The sequence below is a fragment of the Acinetobacter sp. YH16053 genome, from assembly GCF_013417035.1.
Taxonomy (GTDB): Bacteria; Pseudomonadota; Gammaproteobacteria; order Pseudomonadales; family Moraxellaceae; genus Acinetobacter; species Acinetobacter towneri.
Window position 1 is genome coordinate 33053 of record NZ_VPEP01000014.1, and the last position, 17684, is coordinate 50736.

A 17684-nucleotide genomic window follows, 5' to 3' on the forward strand; every position below is an offset into this window, starting at 1 on the left:
CCCTAGTGAACTGAGTATGATTCCCATCATGTTTCGATGTAAATAAAGTGCAATTTTAACCAAATTCATCATGAATAATATTCATTATAGAATCAGAGGTTTCTTAGCAAATATTCATAAATTTACCGATATGATATTTGGATCAATTTGCATTTTTAAACTCAGCTGTGCAAAGTTTTTAGCAGGCTGTTTAATAGATCGGCAATAAATTGAATCCGCTTTTCAGCTTCCTCCAACATCACCATCACTTTTAAACGCTGTCCACCATCCATACGGAAATAGGTCGGATGTTTTTGCATCATTTGAATGATGCTCATGGCTTGCACAGGTGTATCTGGTGAAAATTCGATATGACCGCCATTTGTACCAATATCAATTTTAGTGATGCCCAACTGCTCTGCTTTTAAACGCAGTTGATGTACAGCAAATAATTGTTTCACCGCTTGTGGTGGAATACCAAAACGGTCAATCAACTCCATACGGATATGATCAAGCTTTTCTTGAGTATCGGTATTACTAATGCGTTTGTAGAACAATAAGCGCTGATGCACATCGCCCAAATAATCATCTGGAATTAAAGCAGGCATGTGCAGGTTGATTTCTGCAGTTAAAGACAATGGTGCATCGAAGTTAGGGGTTTTACCTTTTTGAATGGCTTTGGTGGCTTTTTCCAGCATTTCCATATACAGGCTATAACCAATAGCTTGCATTGAACCGCTTTGTTGCTCACCCAGTAATTCGCCCGCACCACGAATTTCCAAGTCTTCGGTTGCCAGCATAAAACCTGCACCCAAAGTTGAGGCACGCTGAATCGCATCCAAGCGTTTTTCAGCATCGCCTTTTAAGCCCTTAATGGAAGGTACCAGCAAATACGCATAAGCTTGGTGATGCGAACGTCCAACACGACCACGTAGTTGGTGCAACTGCGCCAATCCGAGTTTATCTGCACGTTCAATTAAAATGGTATTGGCATTTGGAACATCAATCCCTGTTTCAATAATGGTTGAGCAAACCAACACGTTATATTCTTTATGATAAAACTGCTGCATGACTTGCTCTAATTCACGCTCGCGCATTTGCCCATGCGCAACTGCAACCCGCGCTTCTGGTACCAATTCACGAATGGTTTCAGCACTACGCTCAATGGTTTCCACTTCATTATGCAGGAAATACACCTGACCACCACGTAACAATTCACGTAAAATGGCTTCTTTCACCGTATCGCCTGTATGCTCTTGCACAAAGGTTTTGACCGCTAAACGGCGTGCAGGTGGTGTGGCAATAATGGATAAATCGCGCATACCGCTAAATGCCATATTTAAGGTACGTGGAATTGGCGTTGCGGTTAAAGTCAGCATATCCACATCGGCGCGCAGCGCTTTAATACGTTCTTTGTCACGCACCCCAAAACGATGTTCTTCATCGACAATCATTAAACCCAACTGCTTGAACTGAATATTTTCTTGCAGAATTTTGTGCGTCCCAATCACAATATCGACTTTGCCTTCAGCTAAATCTTCAATGGTTTTTTGATGAGATTTGCTTGAACCAAAACGCGATAAGACTTCAATACGCACAGGCCAGTCGGCAAAACGGTCTTTAAAAGATTCATAATGCTGTTGTGCCAACAATGTGGTCGGAACCAATACCGCGACTTGTTTATTATTCTGTACCGCGACAAATGCAGCCCGCATGGCGACTTCGGTTTTACCAAAACCAACATCACCACAGACCAAACGATCCATTGGTTTTGCCAGTTGCATGTCATGTAAAGTCGCTTCAATTGCATTGGCTTGGTCTAGGGTTTCTTCATAAGCAAAGCCACTGGCAAATTGCATATAAAGACTATGATCCAACTCAAAAGCAAAACCCGGTTTAGATTGACGACGTGCCTGAATATGCAGTAATTCTGCTGCCACATCGTGAATTTGTTCCAACGCTTTGCGTTTGGCTTTATTCCATGCATCTGTGCCTAATTTATGCAAAGGCGCAAGGTCTGGATCACCACCGCTATAACGGCTGATTAAATGCAAATTGGTAACAGGTACATACACTTTTGCAGCATCGGCATAATCAAGTTGTAAAAACTCATGCTCTTGCTCATCAATATTTAAAGTAATTAAACCTGCATAACGCCCTACGCCATAATCAATATGTACCACAGGTGCACCAATGCTTAACTCGGTCAAACTGCGAATTAAAAACTCTTCAGAAACTTCCTGCTGACGTTTACGACGGCGCTGCACCACACGATGTTCATACAACTGATTTTCTGAGATTACACTCAATTGATCTTGAATGACCAAGCCGCGATCTAAAGGTGCATTGGTAATCGCAATGGCTTGTAAAGACTGCTGAAATGCCTCAAAACTCTCCACTTGTGGAATTTCACCCAAAGCGGCACGCAACGCATCTTTTAAGGTTTCACGACGACCTGCACTTTCTGCCACCAATAAAACAGGATGATTGGCCGCATCAATATATTGCTTAACGGCATGAAAGGGTTGTTCTTGTTTAGGATCAACCGCCAAACGTGGTGGTACAAGTGTGCTTAAGTTCACTACACCTGCTTTTTGCTCAAAAGCTTCGGGCGATGCAATCACACGTCCAAATTGATTCAGTTGTTCTAATAATTGATTTGGTTGTAGGAATAATTGCTCAGGCGGCAAAATCGGCTGGTCGATGTTATGACGTCTGTCCTCATAACGATACAGCACATCTTTCCAAAATTGAGTTAAACAGTCATCCACCGCCTTATCTGTAATGACAATGCAATGCTTTGGTAAGTATGAAAGTAATGTATTTTGACCTTCAAGCTGTGCTTGAGTGAAGAATAACGGAAAATAAAACTCTAAACCAGGCGATGCAATGCCTTCTAACACATCCTGATACACAGGGTTCTTTTTCGGGTTTGCCGTTGGGAAACTTTCTGCATAGCGGTCACGGAAAATCGCACGACCTTCTTTTAATGGAAATTCTTTGGCGGGTAAAACCGTAAAATTCTGCAAACTTTGGGTGGTACGCTGCGTTTCTGGATCAAAAAACTTTAAGGTTTCAACTTCATCATCAAATAAATCAATACGGATGGGTGCTTCCTGTCCCGAAGCATAAATATCCATAATACTGCCACGCACAGCAAACTCACCATGATCATAGACTGTATCGACCAGATGATAGCCTGCTTGTACCAAACGCTGTTTTTGTTGTTCCAAAGCAAACTTTTGCCCAACACGAATATCGAAATGCTCGCCTAACACCCATGAGGTTGGTGCAACACGTTGTGCCAAAGTGGTTGCCGAAACCAACAATACACCTTGCTGCGGCATATTGGATAAAATCGCCAAACGCTCCGACACAATATCTTGATGCGGTGACAAGCGGTCATAAGGCAAAATTTCCCAATCGGGGAAAATAGTCGGTTTTACCCCGTAAAATTCTAATTCGCTTTCTAACTGCGCCAAATGTTGTTGATTGCGCGCGACAATCACAAATAAATGCTGATTCTGCTGACCAATTTCTTTAAATAATAATGCTGCGGCGGAACCTTGTAGATTACCAATCCAGCGTTTTTCGCCAGCTTTCAGTTGTGCTAAATTGAGTTGGGAAATTTCGTGTTGGAACATGTATATAGCTTTAGGGTCTAAACAACATGGGGCTTATACTAGCACGATGAATTGACGGTTTTACGTAATTTTTTTCATCCACCATTACAGCGTATTTAATTGCAAAATTTTATAAAACAGCGAGCTTTAAAGTTTGATACACACGCCTCTTTACTTTTGATCACGTAAAAACTGTCGATAATAATCATTCAATTTTTTAACAATCGCTTTAAATTCCAGTAAGTTTTCTTCGGTATTACCAAGCATTGTGTTAAAACGCTGTTGCACAATTTCCAGATCAATTTTTTCATTGATAATCATAGCTGTAGAATACAGCTGTGCCAAATCATCAAACTGCTGCATACGGCGGTTGGATAAATAATTTAAACGCTCTGCCAAAACATCGTTAAGCAAAATACCATCGACAATATAGCCTTGTTCCGCATCCCATTGAATATTCTGTGCTTCTAAATAGGCAATTTCTTCGAGATTGGCTTTATTTTTAAACAACCCTGTAAGTTTGCTGAACATTTTGAACCTATAAATTGGCGAAATCAAAGTGAATGCTGCAGAGTTTAAATGCTTCACTAAAATAGATGCAACTGATCAGGGTGATTTATATTTTCCCTGACGTGATAAGTCAGTGTTTTAACCCCACTTTGCTTAGGCTATTTATAATGATGCATATTTTGCATCCTGCCAAATGCAAAAAAGCATCTTGAAGATGCTTTTATAACAATCAAAAACCACTTAACGCTTATTTGCCATAAGTTTGCTGTAAATACTTCACCATCTTAGCTGATTCAAAAAGCTGAGTCTGGGTATTTGGATCGATTAAAAATGGGACTTGAATATTATCACCCATGACTTTTAATACCTGCTCACGCTTACCACCTGCCAGTGGCACATATTTACCCGGTTTTAAACGTAATTTTGCCAAGCCTTGATCTTGCCAACGCTCTTTGGCTACATTATGAAATTTGAATGGCAACTCCAGTTCAGTCAATACACCACGCACTACACGTGTATAAGGACTTCCCTCAAAACCCCACAGTTCAATCAGTTGTTCAGGTGCAGCGCGCTCTACAATTTGCTGATTAATCCACACACCACGTGCACCATTCAATAATGTGCCCGCAAGCGCAACATAAGGAATTTTAGGAAAATGCGCGTATTTTTTGGGCGTTTTTCCACTTTTGCCATAATGCTTGAATAAATGATAAATGATCTGCTGTGATTCATAGAGCTGATCACCTGTATTTTCATCAATTAAAAATGGAAACTGGGTTTTACCGCCTAATTGTTTCACCAAAGGTCGATATTTTGTGCCGCCTTTGGGGCATGGATAAACCTCATAATCCAAATTTAACAAGGTCATGACTTCGCGTACACGACGGCAAAATGGTGAACCTTCAAACTCATATAACTTTAAGGCTTTTTCGGGTTGCTTGGGAAATGCTGTCCCATTCACTCCACGTCCACCTTCGGTAAGCATAGATGCCACTGCCTGAATGACTTTAATTTGATGATGCACCATTTTGTTTTCCTTGTGATGTGCTCAGCAATTTGATGACTGCGCCATCAAACCGCTTATAAATCGACCAACTTTTCTTTTGCCACAATAATACCGTTGTTATCAGCATAGACATAATCGCCCGAATTAAAAGTGACTTGTCCGAAATGCAAACTCACATCCACTTCACCCACGCCTTTGCGGTTACTTTTTTGTGGAATTGAAGCCAAAGCATGTACGCCTAAATCAAGTGCTGCAATTGCATCGACATCACGTACACAGCCGTAAATGATCACGCCATTCCAGTGATTTTTCACTGCGGATTCAGCAATCAAGTCACCCATTAAGGCACAGCGCATAGATGCCCCACCATCTACCACCAAAACTTTGCCTGTACCATCGGTTGCCAATAACTCTTTTACACGTGAGTTATCTTCAAAGCATTTTACAGTCACAATTTGACCACCAAAAGTTTTACGTGCACCGTAACTTTTGAAAAATTTACCATCCAAAGATGGAATCACCACTTGAAGGTCATGTTCTGGATGGTCATCTAATAAGTCACAAGTTACGAATGGTACTGTAGACACGTTGTTCCCCTTTTACTTGGTTTTTTGTATTTGTAAATTATCATAAATTTGAAATTTATGAATTTGCGATTGCGCTGCCTCGACCATAGTATGAGCCACTTGCGTAGCACTTACTGGCTTATATGTAAAATGATCGGGAATAAATCGTGATATTTTAAGATACAGCTTTTGTCCTAAATCTTCTAAACGCCGTTGTTCGTTGCGCTCACCCAATAATAAAGATGGACGCAAAATTGATACTTTGTCTAAATCCAAACTTTCAATATATTGTTCTAGCTCACCTTTGACACGATTATAAAATACGGCTGATTTGGCTTCTGCTCCCAAAGCACTGACCAATATGTAATGCGTACCCTTCGCCTGCAATAATTCGGCAAAATGTGCATTGATGGTATAGTCCACAGCATAAAATCCCTGCTTTGAGCCTGCCTTTTTTAAGGTTGTGCCTAAACAACTGAATGCATGACTATAACCGCTCACATCTTCATCATTGAGCAATAAAAAGTCTTCGAGGAGTAACGTCTGGACTTTTTCTAAGCGATTTAATTCCGAGCAAGGTCTACGCAAAACAACGGTGATATTTTTACATTCAGGCAGCTGATTAAGCTGTTTGACCAATTGCTGCCCAACTAAACCATTCCCACCAATTACAATTGCATTTTGAATAGAATTTGTCATTTTTTAAACAATCTCTGAGGCTTAAAGCTAATCTACCTGTTTCTTTCTGATTTTTCTGCAGCTAAAATGTTGTCAAAGCATGTCAAGACTTGACTTAACTGTCTAGTTTCATCAAAATATGGCACTTGTTTACGGGCTGGTGATAATTCTTCTGATGTTGGTTTTCGGAAGTAATTGCAGCCCGCCCAGACCAATCTATTTCAAGGAGTGCACGAGTGGCAAACTCTGCTCAAGCTAGAAAACGTGCTCGTCAAAACGTTAAAGCACGTAAACACAACGCAAGCTTACGTTCTATGGTTCGTACTTATTTAAAACGCACAATCGCTGCTATTGCTGCAGGTGATTATGCGGTTGCTACTGAAGCTTACAAAAAAGCTGTTCCAGTAATTGACCGTATGGCTGATAAAGGCATCATCCATAAGAACAAAGCAGCTCGTCATAAGAGCCGTTTAAACGCTCAAGTTAAAGCTTTAGCTTCTAACTAAGTGTTAAACAAAAGAAGCCCGTTAAGGGCTTTTTTTGTGCCTGCTGTTTCGATAATTTATCAAATTAAGCAATCTTTAGTTTCTGCACGCCAATTACATCACTTCAAATACACCTGCCACCATAAAATAAAAAACACCTCCTGAACTGGTCAAAAGGTGTTTTAAATTAATGAAGATGAATAATTCAGACGAAGAATTATTTCAGCATCAGTCGTAAATTTTGTGGACTTAAATAAGCCAGTTGCAAACTGTTATTAGCCTTTAATTGCGTCCATTGCTGATTCGCACCACCTGTGCAACCATAACGAATTAAACGCGCGCGGTTTTCTTTTAGGTAGCCATGCTCTAAATCAAAACACTGACTCTCCTGACGAATCGTTCCCGAAGCTGTGTGCATTTCCCAGACCTGACTGTCTTTAGATGTACTGCAGCTTGCAAGTGAGACCACATTGCCGTTGTTGGTTAAGCACTGATCCATTTCTGCTTTGCTGTGAATACGCCCCAAACCATCATAAATCCACTGCTCAGTTGCATCGCCTGTACAGCCACTTGCTCCACTAATGTAAGCATTTTTCTGACCACTCGCCAAAGTTTCAACTTTCAAACAGTTATTTCTGTTTTTCATTAGTGTTGCTTCAGCCACAATATTTTCATTGCCTAAACCCAATCGCTCCACAAAATTGTGCAATGCTGTTTCCGCTTCAGGCTTAGTCTTTTCTAAATCGGCACGATAAACATTCATCCAGCGGTTTAAACGATAAATCGTATTTTGCTGTTGTTCATAACGCTGTAATTGTTGCTGTGCAGTTGCACTTAGCTCTTGACGATAATCTGCATAAGAATCATACAATAGTTGTGCAGCAGGTTTTAAAGCCACCACAGCTTGACTGGCTTGCGCTTCCAACTGCTTCTGAAAATCAGGCATTTCAACTTTTCTTAAAGCTTCATAGCCATGTGTACGACCAATTTTTACCGCAGGTTGAATACTATCGCTATATTGCGGAATATTCAGTGTCGATAATAACTTCTCGGCATGATTGGCTTTTTTACAGTATAAATTCACCTGTTTTGGCTGCTCAGCAAGTGCTAAATTGACATGCAGTTTATTGGCATTGCTGGTCATACGGTTAGGTGCCAATGCCACGTTCTGATTACGATTGGCATATTGAACATCTAACCAACATGCGGCATTTTCAGCAGCACGATTTACCCCAGGTAAATTATAAACATTACCCCAGTTACTGCGTGCAGCAGGATACAACACACCTTGCTGAGTTTCAGGATCATATCCGCCAATAATAGTAATTACAGGCACACCAAATAAGCGCGGTTTTAAATAGTAACCATCGGCACTGTTGTACCAAACCTGATTGGAGCTTGGTACTTTTGGATAAACCACTTCCATTTGGCGTGTGTCTTTATTCCAAATTTTATAACCACTTGGTGAGCTTTCATCCCAAACATGTCGCGCCCCAAAGTGGGGTTGAATCCGAATATGGGTACTGTAACCCGTGTAATGGGTATAACGCGAAATGCTACTGTTGGTTGCACCACCTGACATCGCATCCCAACTATAAGCATATTGTTTCAGGAAGTTAGGCACACCATTTTTGCCATCACCCAAGTTTCGAGTATGCCACGCTAAGTTACCGCGCATTTTATTACGATACGCAATATAGCCCCAACCGCTGTCTGCATGGTGTGCAGCCCAGAACATATTTTCACCTTGTGAACCCGGATAATGCCCTAGACCATAATGATGTCCAATTTCATGGCTGAACTCGTTACCCACAGAATCATACAGGGTCAACATACCATTACCGCCACTTAAACCATGCATTTGATCACCATTTGTATATTTACCTCGTGCATGATGGGCAATTACAGTTTGTGTAAGTTGTGGCTGTTGCTGACTTTGCATAGAGGCACTGGTCACACCCCAGTTGGCTAAGTTAATTCCCACACTAAAGGTCGATTTTGCAGTATTTTCCCGCATGTCCCCCGAATAGACACCACCTTCACCCGCACTTTGGGTATCATAAATCGTACCGTTGGCGACCATCACTCGATCTAGCTGAATGTCATCATATTTTGCCACGGTCATTTGTGCCGCAGGAATGGTTTGGAAATAATCGGTACCCGCTTTTTCAGGCTCTAATAACATATAATGCCCGCCCGATTTCGGTGGTGCAGTTAGTAGACCGATACGAATATTATTGAGTACCAATTCACCCGGTGCGGCAAAATCAATTTTTTCTGCTTCGAGTGCACCAGTACGGTTTTTAGAATCGACCAAACGCAGCTTTAAACCGGGACGTACTTCATCCCAATTTAATTTAGCCGACCACGCACGCTTACTATACAACACCTCAGCACGACCATCTTGATTGCTCTGGTCTGAAGCAGGAATCTGGGTTGGATCAAGTAAAGCAACACGACGTAACAAGCGTTCATTTTGATACACTTCAAGCTGCAAAGTGTCGATATTGTCCATGCCCTGATTTGGTGTAACCAATAATAATGCTTCTTTTTCTGCGGTCAAACGTGGCATTTTTTTCGCCTCGTTACCATTCGGATCAACCACATGCCCTTGAGCAAATTGAATCATTGCCTGAAAATCACCATCTAAATCATTACGCACTTCACGTGATTCAGAATTGGCGTTGTAATCATAAAACCCAAGTGCCGATTGATTGATGACATCTTGTTTAGGTTCAGGATAAGGATTAGCCACATTGCCCACAGGTGGTTGCTGAGGATTTTCCGGTGGTATTGGATTTTCTTGATTTGAATTCCCAGCGGCATCCCCATCGCCACCACCACCACATGCAGCAAGCATGGATGATAATATACATACGCTTAATAGACTAAGCGAAAACCGAGTCACACTTTTCATTATTTATTCCACCCCAATGTCAATTTATGACAAAAAATATAAAAATAAACACATATTTTTCAATGGCTTGTATTTTTATATTAAATAGATGTATAAAATTATGCAATTCTCAAGTTTCATATCGCTTTATATTTTCAACACAATTTTATTAATTTTTCTTTATAAAAATCAGCGAATTTTTAAAGCAGCACACAGATTGATAGACAATATTTGATCGAGTTTGCGCTCACAACTGCATAAAATGAAGGAAAAAAAGAGAATAAAATTTGAATTATTTTTTTTAATTTCTGACAGACGGTATTCTATCGTACTGAATGGATAGCACTAGAATATGCGTTCAATGTTCTGCTTAAACTTTCTGACGAAATTGCGAGATATCTAAAGTGTGAATCTGACCGCGCCAAATCCATTTTAGCTTGGATTCTAAAAACTCATCACCTTCAAACCAAACGAATAAACCTTCCATCATGTCTGGCCAATCGGCTTGCGTGACTTCATTACGTCCAGAAATCACCGCGATAATTGCAGCTAAAATCGTATCATGACTCACAGCCAAACTCAGTCCGTATTGGTTGGTTGGATGGGTGTTATAAATCAGCTCAAGGACATCCACGACACCATGAATCGGATGTTTCATGCCGGGCAAGGCATTATTCACAAAACTATTAATAAAGCCTAAAGCACCCTGTTTCTGAAAATATGGGCCTGCCTGTTTGATATCAAGTACAAAGCTTCCTGGTTCCACCAATAAACCTTGTTCTATAATTTCAATGTGATGGGTATTGGGTTCGAGGGTAATGCCATCTGCCCCACGAATCATTAAAGCAGCCGTATCGACACAACGCTGAATAGGACTTGAAATACAGTGTTGAATCACCCGATCTGTATTTCCAACCAAGTAGCCTCCCCATGCTTCGGCTAAATCGCGACCTTGTTCGGTCAATTGTAAATTATAGCCAGCCAAACCCTGACCAACGACAATTTCACGAATAGAATGACGGGTAAACAAAGTCACAGGCGTCTGAGCATCAGGCAATAAATCAATTGCTTTAAGCATACTTGCAGGGAGTAGTTCTAATGCCATGATCTAGCCAAAATTTTAACTTGGTTGCTTGACACTATACCATGTTCAGCACTTTGCTCAATCTGACTTCGCCATAAGTCCAAGTGCTTGTAAGGCAATCTGTTTCATCTGCGTATTTTTATAGGCGATAAAACCACCATTTAACAATGTATCGCGCTGATTATATAAAAATGCCCGCCCCTGAAAATCGACCAATCCACCACCTATTCGTTCCAATAAACATTGTCCTGCACTGGTGTCCCACTCAGAAGTCGGATGAAAACGTGGGTAAATATCGACACGATCTTCCAAAATCATGCAGAATTTATAAGCACTACCTGCTTTTAGTTCTTCAAAATTGGTCAACTGCGCCAAGCTTTTTAAATAGTCTGCATAGTGTGATTTTTTTTGACTACTGTGGCTTAATCCAATTTTTAGAACTGAAGATGTTACCGTGGGTTCAGACTGATAGAGATACCATTGCTGAGTTAAAATATGATATTTCAATGGCATACCCTGTTCAGGACAAAAATAAATAGTTTGCTCGCCTGGTACTGCAAGTACTGCAAAAGTTGTTTGCACACCACAAATTAAACTTAAATTAATGGTAAATTCAGGACGTTGATGTAAAAACTCTTTCGTGCCATCTAAAGGATCAAGCAACCAAAACTCCTGCCATTGCTGACGTTGGTCTTGCTCACCTTCTTCTGACAAGATAGGTAAATTGGAGATTTTTGCCAAAGCCTGCATTAAATAATAATTGACTCGATAATCGGCTTGCGTAACAGGAGAATCATCGGTTTTCTTTTCTACATCAAAAGCAGCACCTGAACAATAATCTTGAAATTCCTGATTTAAAATTTCACACGCCTGCTGCATGATTGGCAATAACTGTAAAATTAAAGTATGCGTTGGCGCCTTTGTTTTTATAAACATAACTATCCTTTTTAGACTGTATCTAAAGGTCTAATTTTTCATTACTTTCATAAAAACATTGTAATAAAATTTACGGCTGATGCGTAGATAAAATTTAGTGGCTAGATATGCTAAATCAAGACTTTATGTGTCAAGGCAATTCATTTTTACTTGAGTTTTTTATTTATTGAGTGCTTAGTTAATTAATCTTTAAATGGATTGGATAATCTTTTTTTAAACATCGATAAAGTGAGTGCACCACTAACCAATAATAAAATACCCACGATCACCAAATAAGTTTCACCACCAAAAAACCAATAATAATTGCAGCAATACCCAATAAACCCAAAATAGTGGTAATGGCAATTCCTAAAATAGACATCACAATTCCTTTTAAATTTATTTAATCATGAAAAATTGTCAATATTCTCAGGTATCGTTCTGTCATATTCATGCCTCTTTTGATAGTTAAAGCGTAACATTTGAGCGCACTTTGCCACATTTATATACAGAACTTATACTGAAATAGACTAAACACGACCTATTACATTTCACTGAGTTTGCTGAATAGCTTAAGTGCAGATTATGACAACTTGATGCATTTTATTTAAACAAACGAAATAACTGTACTTCCTCTGAAATAAGTTTTTTTCATACATGATTTTAAGCCTCTAATTCAGCACCCTCATCCTCTTGCGGAATATTCCTCATCTTGAGCCATACATGGCGCAAGAGAAGAAACTTTCAATACTAATTTTACTAATGATTTATGATCAAATTTTGACTTATAAAAGAATTCCAATTCATTCCAAACCATTCATAGAATTAAGGTATAAAAAAGCCCGATCTGCATCAATCGGGCTAGATTTAAAGGTACACAAATTTGTACACATAATAAAAATCAACCTAGATTTTAAATCAAAAATTAATCAATCCTTTTCCAAAAAAGTTAACTCCCCTTCATCTGAGGTAATTTTAATTTTCACTTTACGATAACTACGTTTATCTGGGTTTAATGCCGACTCTGAAACATGATGGGCGAATTTTTCATCGCCCATTAAATGCGCAAATAATTTATAGCCGATACGCATTTTCTTAATTTTTTTCTTCTTTTTCTCAAACTCATCGAGTTGTTTATCTAAGTGTTTTAAATCTAAATACTGTTGTTCAGCCATTACTAGCTCCCTAATTTAAAAAATTTACCACTCAATTTCTATGCTTATACAGACAAACAAATACAGAAATATGTCAAAAAAATTGTTTTTTGTGAACACTACAGTTACTTTTTACAACTGCCCCATCTCACCTATTTATATGCAACACCTGCACAGTGCTTATCTGTTTAGCCTAACACAATTTGGCGAATAATCAGACAGCATTTTGAGTTATGCCTCAAGCATGTTTAAATGAGCCAGTTTTATTTGCCTTTTGGCAATTGCTTTATGGTTTAGGATATCTAAATGCACAAAAATATCATCATGTTTGACATGGACGGAACGCTGTTAGATCTCGCTTATGATGATTTTATTTGGAATGAACAACTGCCTATTCGCTATGCAGAATTACACGCTTGCTCTTTAGAACGCAGCAAAGAAATTTTATACGATTTTTATCAAGCGCATAGCCATACCTTAGAGTGGTATTCCTCTCGTTTTTGGACGGCCAAAGTGGGTGTAGATATGCTTACTCTGCAACTTAAATATAAAGACCAAGTCATGCTGCGTCCACAAGCTATTGAATTACTGGAATATTTAAAAAATAATGGCTATCACATTTGGCTCACCACCAATGCCGATTGTGCAGGTTTAGACTTTAAATTAGCACATACAGGTTTAGCAAAGTATTTTGAAGTGATTGTTAGTTCTGAAAGTATTGGTTATGCCAAAGAGCGCGTTGAATTTTGGCAAACATTGCAACAACAACATGCATTTAATCCTGAAGATTGCTATTTTATAGATGACACCGAAAAGGTGCTTAATGGTGCTAAAGCCTTTGGGATTGGACACTTATATAGTATTGCCCAGCCATCCTCAGCAAAACCTGCGCGTCAGACTTGTAATTACCCTATGTTGCACCAATTAACTGATTTAATTCCTATCTTAGAACAATTTGAGGACACTCAAAAATATGCCTAAAACTTCGTCCCACGAAGCCATCGAAACGATCCGAATTGATAAATGGCTATGGGCTGCACGTTTTTTCAAGACTCGCTCTATTGCAAAAGCTGCCATTGAAGGCGGCAAAGTACACCACAATGGCGAGCGTGTTAAAGTTTCCAAAGAAATTCGTGTAGGAACTGAGCTGACCATTCAACAAGGTTTTGATAAGAAAACCGTATTGGTCAAGGCATTATCTGGCGTACGTGGCCCTGCGCCCATCGCTCAGCAACTTTATGAAGAAACTGAAGTGAGTATTGCACGCAGGGAATTGATTGCGACCCAAAGAAAGTTGCATAATCTAGCACGACCTGATCATCGACCAAGTAAAAAAGACCGTCGTGACATCAGCAAATTTAAACAAGAGAATGATCAGCAATTTGACCAATTTTGGTCATATAATGATGATTAAATAGAGCGTCACAGGCTGTCGCACAGCCCGTGATATAAATAGAACTACAGGACAAATTCTGTCACTATATTGCATGTGGAAAAGATTTAAGTAAATGCATCCACTTGAGTATATTGTTTCGTGACATCGTATTGAGGTTGTAAGATGGATGAGAATAAAAGCAAGGCGTTAAACGCTGCGTTAAGCCAGATTGAAAAACAATTTGGTAAGAACACAGTCATGCGTCTTGGTGACAACACTGTGCAAGCGGTAGAAGCCGTATCTACAGGCTCATTGACCCTAGATATTGCATTGGGTATTGGTGGCTTACCTAAAGGTCGTATCATTGAAATTTACGGCCCTGAATCATCAGGTAAAACGACTATGACCTTGCAAGCCATTGCAGAATGTCAAAAAGCTGGTGGAACTTGTGCCTTTATTGATGCCGAACACGCGCTTGATCCTCAATATGCACGTAAACTTGGTGTAGATATTGACAATCTTTTAGTATCGCAACCAGACAACGGTGAACAAGCTCTTGAAATTGCCGATATGTTGGTACGCTCTGGCGCTATCGACATGATTGTGGTCGACTCAGTAGCTGCCTTAACCCCTCGTGCCGAAATTGAAGGCGAAATGGGTGACTCACACATGGGCTTACAAGCACGCTTAATGAGCCAAGCCTTGCGTAAAATCACAGGTAATGCCAAACGCTCGAACTGTATGGTGATCTTCATTAACCAAATTCGTATGAAAATTGGTGTAATGTTTGGTAGCCCAGAAACCACAACTGGTGGTAACGCATTGAAGTTCTATGCTTCTGTTCGTTTAGATATTCGCCGTGTAGGTCAAGTGAAAGAAGGTGACGAGATTATTGGTTCTGAAACCAAAGTCAAAGTTGTGAAAAACAAAATGGCACCTCCATTTAAAGAAGCATTGTTCCAAATTCTTTACGGTAAAGGTGTTAACCATTTGGGCGAGCTGGTCGATTTAGCTGTTCAACAAAATATCGTGCAAAAAGCTGGTGCTTGGTATTCTTATCAAGGCGATAAAATTGGTCAAGGTAAAAACAACACCATTCGCCACCTTGAAGAACATCCAGAGCTTGCTAAAGGCATCGAAGCGATTATTCGTGAACAACTACTCACGACAGGTCAAGCTGCACCTGTAGAAGATAAAGACGAAGAAGAATTCGACTTACTTGATGTTTAAAGCATGCGCTAATATGAACACAACAAACTGAATTAAATAGAACGCTCTACGGAGCGTTTTATTGTATATGGAAGCATTACCATGCCTGAAGACAAATTCCCCAAACTGATTGATTACGCTGCGCTAAAACAACAATTTGGCGAAGATGAGCAATCATGTAGCCGAACTGAGCAGATATATTCCGAAACAACGTCTGCCCTGCATTTTGCCTCAAATTCTGCGCCTAACATTAATAAACAATACCCTGCTCATACGGAAGCCATTGATGATCAAGAACACAATCACAATGAAGACCAAGACGAACAGCAAAACAAACGCCCAGGACTAACAGGTTCTCGTCTACGCAGCTACGCCTTTGCTGTCTTAACGCGTAAAGAATATTCTAAAAATGACTTAATTGAAAAACTGGCTTTATATGCAGAAAACCGTGATGAAGTGATTGAGTTAGTCAATGAATTGGCACGTGAAAATTATCAGAGTGATCAACGCCTAGCAGAAATGTTACTAGCTAGCCAAAAGCGGCAAGGTAAAGGGCCAAATCGTATTAAAATGGCTCTTAAAAACAAAAAAGTGGATAGCAGTTTAATTTCAGAAGAACTTAAAGAAACTGATTGGACAGAACAAGCCTATCAACTGAAAGTGAAAAAATTCGGCACAGAAGTCGCAAACGAGCCAAAACTTAAAGCCAAACAAATTCGTTTTTTACAGTATCGGGGCTTTGATATGGATGCGATTATGAAAGCAATTCGTAGGAAAGAGCAGGATTTTTAAAATAGTGGATATAAGATCAAAATAAGTAGAAGATAAATAGAATTATTATTTCAAAACTGGTGGCAACCCTACCAGCAAGCCTTCGGCACATCATAGTTCCACTACCGCTGCTACCTTCCGGTCCTGACGGGGTTCGTAGAGTACAATTGCGAAGTAACCAGCAGGGCTACCATTGCAAAAACAGAGTATAGAGATTTTTAACAAACTTGCAAGCGTTGTTCTGTATTTCCTTTTATAATGCTATCCAATTGATTATTTTAAAAACAATTGAAGACATTTATAGAATAACGTCATTTAAAATTTAGTCTAACTAACCCATCATAAAATTATTTCGAGATTTAAATCCTAGATTTACCCATATTGCGCTGAGATTGATGATAAGTTTGTAAAAGCTTATTGCAATTCCACGCGTGGACGTTTTAAATGTGGAAAATGACCAAATCAACAGGTTGAGTCCAATATGCTTACAAGGACTCACCTACACAAGATTAAGATGGATGTTCAATTATGCTAAAAAAGCATGCACTTTGTGCTCTTGCCCTACTGTGCTCAACGCCTATATTTGCCAATATTCCAATTGAAAGCCACAATCTCAGCCAAAGCAGTGCTAGGTATGCCAATAGCCCTGCGATTGCAACGAGTAATATGGCAACTGCCAATGTACCCACCAATATCAATTGGCAGTTGATGCAAAAAAACCAGCAACTTGAAAATGACATCCGCCAGTTACGCGGCAAAATTGAAGAACAAGACAATGAAATTGCGCAGCTCAAACATGAATTGCAAAATCGCTATACCGATTTAGATCAACGTCTAGAACTGCTCCAGCAAAAAATAGACCCTGAATCTACTCCTACCGCTGAGGAGGATAACCAAAAGGATACTGCACCCAGTCACCAGCAACAACCAGTTAAATAGCAATGCCCCGCAATCTGCGCAAAATACAACGCATGTTAGCCCAACAGCTCAAGGTTTAAATACCAATATTGAGCTAGAAAAAGCAGCCTATACTGTTGCATTGGATGCCTATAAACAAGGTGGTGCTAAAAAAGCCATTGCACCCATGCAAAACTTTATTAAAAACCACCCAAACAGTGTGTATATCAGCAATGCTTATTTTTGGTTAGCTGAGTTTAATTTAGCGATTGAACCGACCAATTACAGCGAAGCCAAAAAGAATTTTGAAATTGTGGCAACCAAGTACCCTCAATCTGCAAAAGCATCAAGTGCCCTATATCGTTTATATAGTATTGCGCAAGATGTAGATCACAAACCTGCTTTGGCAGCGCAATACAAAAGTAAAATTCTGAGCCAATACCCAAAGTCTGAAGAAGCAAGATTCTTTAAATAAGCCAATAAAAAAGACATCCGAGGATGTCTTTTAATATTCTGAAGCTTGCCGCATTCGACAA

At 39.7% G+C, this 17684-nt stretch carries 14 protein-coding genes, 1 other RNA gene and 1 pseudogene; 6 read left to right on the plus strand and 10 right to left on the minus strand.

All coding sequences use genetic code 11. From position 1 onward, the window contains the following. Nucleotides 1-161 precede the first annotated feature (161 nt). The 5 genes from mfd to FTV43_RS10695 all read right to left on the minus strand — a co-directional run bounded on the left by mfd (nucleotide 162) and on the right by FTV43_RS10695 (nucleotide 6383). Entirely contained in the window at nucleotides 162-3623 is a 3462-nt protein-coding gene (gene mfd / locus FTV43_RS10675) for a transcription-repair coupling factor (RefSeq protein WP_154320768.1), read from the minus strand. Between the two features lie 150 nt (nucleotides 3624-3773). After that, nucleotides 3774-4133 (minus strand): hypothetical protein, encoded by a 360-nt coding sequence (locus FTV43_RS10680; protein ID WP_179995446.1) that lies wholly within the window; start codon nucleotides 4131-4133, stop codon nucleotides 3774-3776. A gap of 226 nt (nucleotides 4134-4359) precedes the next feature. Beyond that, nucleotides 4360-5139 carry a glutathione S-transferase N-terminal domain-containing protein gene (locus FTV43_RS10685; RefSeq protein ID WP_179995447.1) on the minus strand — a complete coding sequence of 260 codons (780 nt, stop codon included), beginning with the start codon at nucleotides 5137-5139 and terminating at the stop codon, nucleotides 4360-4362. Between the two features lie 53 nt (nucleotides 5140-5192). After that, on the minus strand, nucleotides 5193-5705 hold the full coding sequence (gene rraA, locus FTV43_RS10690; protein ID WP_004976667.1) for a ribonuclease E activity regulator RraA: 513 nt from the start codon (nucleotides 5703-5705) through the stop codon (nucleotides 5193-5195). Between the two features lie 12 nt (nucleotides 5706-5717). Beyond that, nucleotides 5718-6383, minus strand: coding sequence for an NAD(P)H-binding protein (locus FTV43_RS10695; RefSeq protein ID WP_004976668.1), 666 nt, complete (start codon nucleotides 6381-6383; stop codon nucleotides 5718-5720). Between the two features lie 215 nt (nucleotides 6384-6598). On the opposite strand from FTV43_RS10695, the gene rpsT reads away from it, so the two are divergent. Then, nucleotides 6599-6868, plus strand: coding sequence for a 30S ribosomal protein S20 (rpsT, locus tag FTV43_RS10700; protein ID WP_004976669.1), 270 nt, complete (start codon nucleotides 6599-6601; stop codon nucleotides 6866-6868). Between the two features lie 196 nt (nucleotides 6869-7064). On the opposite strand, the gene FTV43_RS10705 is transcribed toward rpsT, so the two are convergent. The 4 genes from FTV43_RS10705 to FTV43_RS10720 form a co-directional block, all read right to left on the minus strand. After that, nucleotides 7065-9764 (minus strand): M66 family metalloprotease, encoded by a 2700-nt coding sequence (locus FTV43_RS10705; RefSeq protein ID WP_179995448.1) that lies wholly within the window; start codon nucleotides 9762-9764, stop codon nucleotides 7065-7067. Nucleotides 9765-10113: 349 nt separating this feature from the next. Then, nucleotides 10114-10848: a histidine phosphatase family protein gene (locus tag FTV43_RS10710; protein WP_004976677.1), complete on the minus strand. Its 735-nt coding sequence runs from the start codon at nucleotides 10846-10848 to the stop codon at nucleotides 10114-10116. A gap of 57 nt (nucleotides 10849-10905) precedes the next feature. After that, a complete protein-coding gene (locus FTV43_RS10715) occupies nucleotides 10906-11763 on the minus strand; it encodes a 3'(2'),5'-bisphosphate nucleotidase CysQ (RefSeq protein WP_179995449.1) in 858 nt (285 codons plus the stop codon). 908 nt (nucleotides 11764-12671) lie between these two features. After that, on the minus strand, nucleotides 12672-12917 hold the full coding sequence (locus FTV43_RS10720; protein WP_004976684.1) for a hypothetical protein: 246 nt from the start codon (nucleotides 12915-12917) through the stop codon (nucleotides 12672-12674). Between the two features lie 285 nt (nucleotides 12918-13202). Between FTV43_RS10720 and FTV43_RS10725 the strand changes: the two genes are divergently transcribed. From FTV43_RS10725 to FTV43_RS10740, 4 genes are all read left to right on the plus strand, one after another. Further along, a complete protein-coding gene (locus tag FTV43_RS10725; protein WP_179995450.1) occupies nucleotides 13203-13877 on the plus strand; it encodes an HAD-IA family hydrolase in 675 nt (224 codons plus the stop codon). After that, nucleotides 13870-14310: an RNA-binding S4 domain-containing protein gene (locus FTV43_RS10730; protein WP_019836488.1), complete on the plus strand. Its 441-nt coding sequence runs from the start codon at nucleotides 13870-13872 to the stop codon at nucleotides 14308-14310. The genes FTV43_RS10725 and FTV43_RS10730 overlap by 8 nt, the downstream gene beginning before the upstream one ends. Before the next feature lie 144 nt (nucleotides 14311-14454). Next, nucleotides 14455-15501 carry a recombinase RecA gene (gene recA, locus FTV43_RS10735; protein ID WP_004976691.1) on the plus strand — a complete coding sequence of 349 codons (1047 nt, stop codon included), beginning with the start codon at nucleotides 14455-14457 and terminating at the stop codon, nucleotides 15499-15501. An 81-nt stretch (nucleotides 15502-15582) separates the two neighbouring features. Continuing rightward, nucleotides 15583-16272, plus strand: a complete 690-nt coding sequence (locus FTV43_RS10740; protein WP_167845975.1) for a regulatory protein RecX — start codon at nucleotides 15583-15585, stop codon at nucleotides 16270-16272. Nucleotides 16273-16338: 66 nt separating this feature from the next. Here the strand turns inward: FTV43_RS10740 and ffs are convergent. Continuing rightward, nucleotides 16339-16435, minus strand: an RNA gene (gene ffs, locus FTV43_RS10745) — signal recognition particle sRNA small type. A 341-nt stretch (nucleotides 16436-16776) separates the two neighbouring features. On the opposite strand from ffs, the pseudogene FTV43_RS10750 reads away from it, so the two are divergent. Then, a pseudogene (locus FTV43_RS10750) lies at nucleotides 16777-17623 on the plus strand (YbgF trimerization domain-containing protein). Nucleotides 17624-17684: the final 61 nt, after the last annotated feature.

What these genes read in the sequence shown, in the direction of transcription:
- FTV43_RS10740 (WP_167845975.1), top strand. Translation starts at nt 15,583, where the DNA reads ATGCCTGAAGACAAATTCCCCAAACTGATTGATTACGCTGCGCTAAAA.
- mfd (WP_154320768.1), bottom strand. Translation starts at nt 3,623, where the DNA reads ATGTTCCAACACGAAATTTCCCAACTCAATTTAGCACAACTGAAAGCT.
- FTV43_RS10705 (WP_179995448.1), bottom strand. Translation starts at nt 9,764, where the DNA reads ATGAAAAGTGTGACTCGGTTTTCGCTTAGTCTATTAAGCGTATGTATA.
- FTV43_RS10710 (WP_004976677.1), bottom strand. Translation starts at nt 10,848, where the DNA reads ATGGCATTAGAACTACTCCCTGCAAGTATGCTTAAAGCAATTGATTTA.
- recA (WP_004976691.1), top strand. Translation starts at nt 14,455, where the DNA reads ATGGATGAGAATAAAAGCAAGGCGTTAAACGCTGCGTTAAGCCAGATT.
- FTV43_RS10715 (WP_179995449.1), bottom strand. Translation starts at nt 11,763, where the DNA reads ATGTTTATAAAAACAAAGGCGCCAACGCATACTTTAATTTTACAGTTA.
- FTV43_RS10720 (WP_004976684.1), bottom strand. Translation starts at nt 12,917, where the DNA reads ATGGCTGAACAACAGTATTTAGATTTAAAACACTTAGATAAACAACTC.
- FTV43_RS10725 (WP_179995450.1), top strand. Translation starts at nt 13,203, where the DNA reads ATGCACAAAAATATCATCATGTTTGACATGGACGGAACGCTGTTAGAT.
- FTV43_RS10730 (WP_019836488.1), top strand. Translation starts at nt 13,870, where the DNA reads ATGCCTAAAACTTCGTCCCACGAAGCCATCGAAACGATCCGAATTGAT.
- FTV43_RS10685 (WP_179995447.1), bottom strand. Translation starts at nt 5,139, where the DNA reads ATGGTGCATCATCAAATTAAAGTCATTCAGGCAGTGGCATCTATGCTT.
- FTV43_RS10695 (WP_004976668.1), bottom strand. Translation starts at nt 6,383, where the DNA reads ATGACAAATTCTATTCAAAATGCAATTGTAATTGGTGGGAATGGTTTA.
- FTV43_RS10680 (WP_179995446.1), bottom strand. Translation starts at nt 4,133, where the DNA reads ATGTTCAGCAAACTTACAGGGTTGTTTAAAAATAAAGCCAATCTCGAA.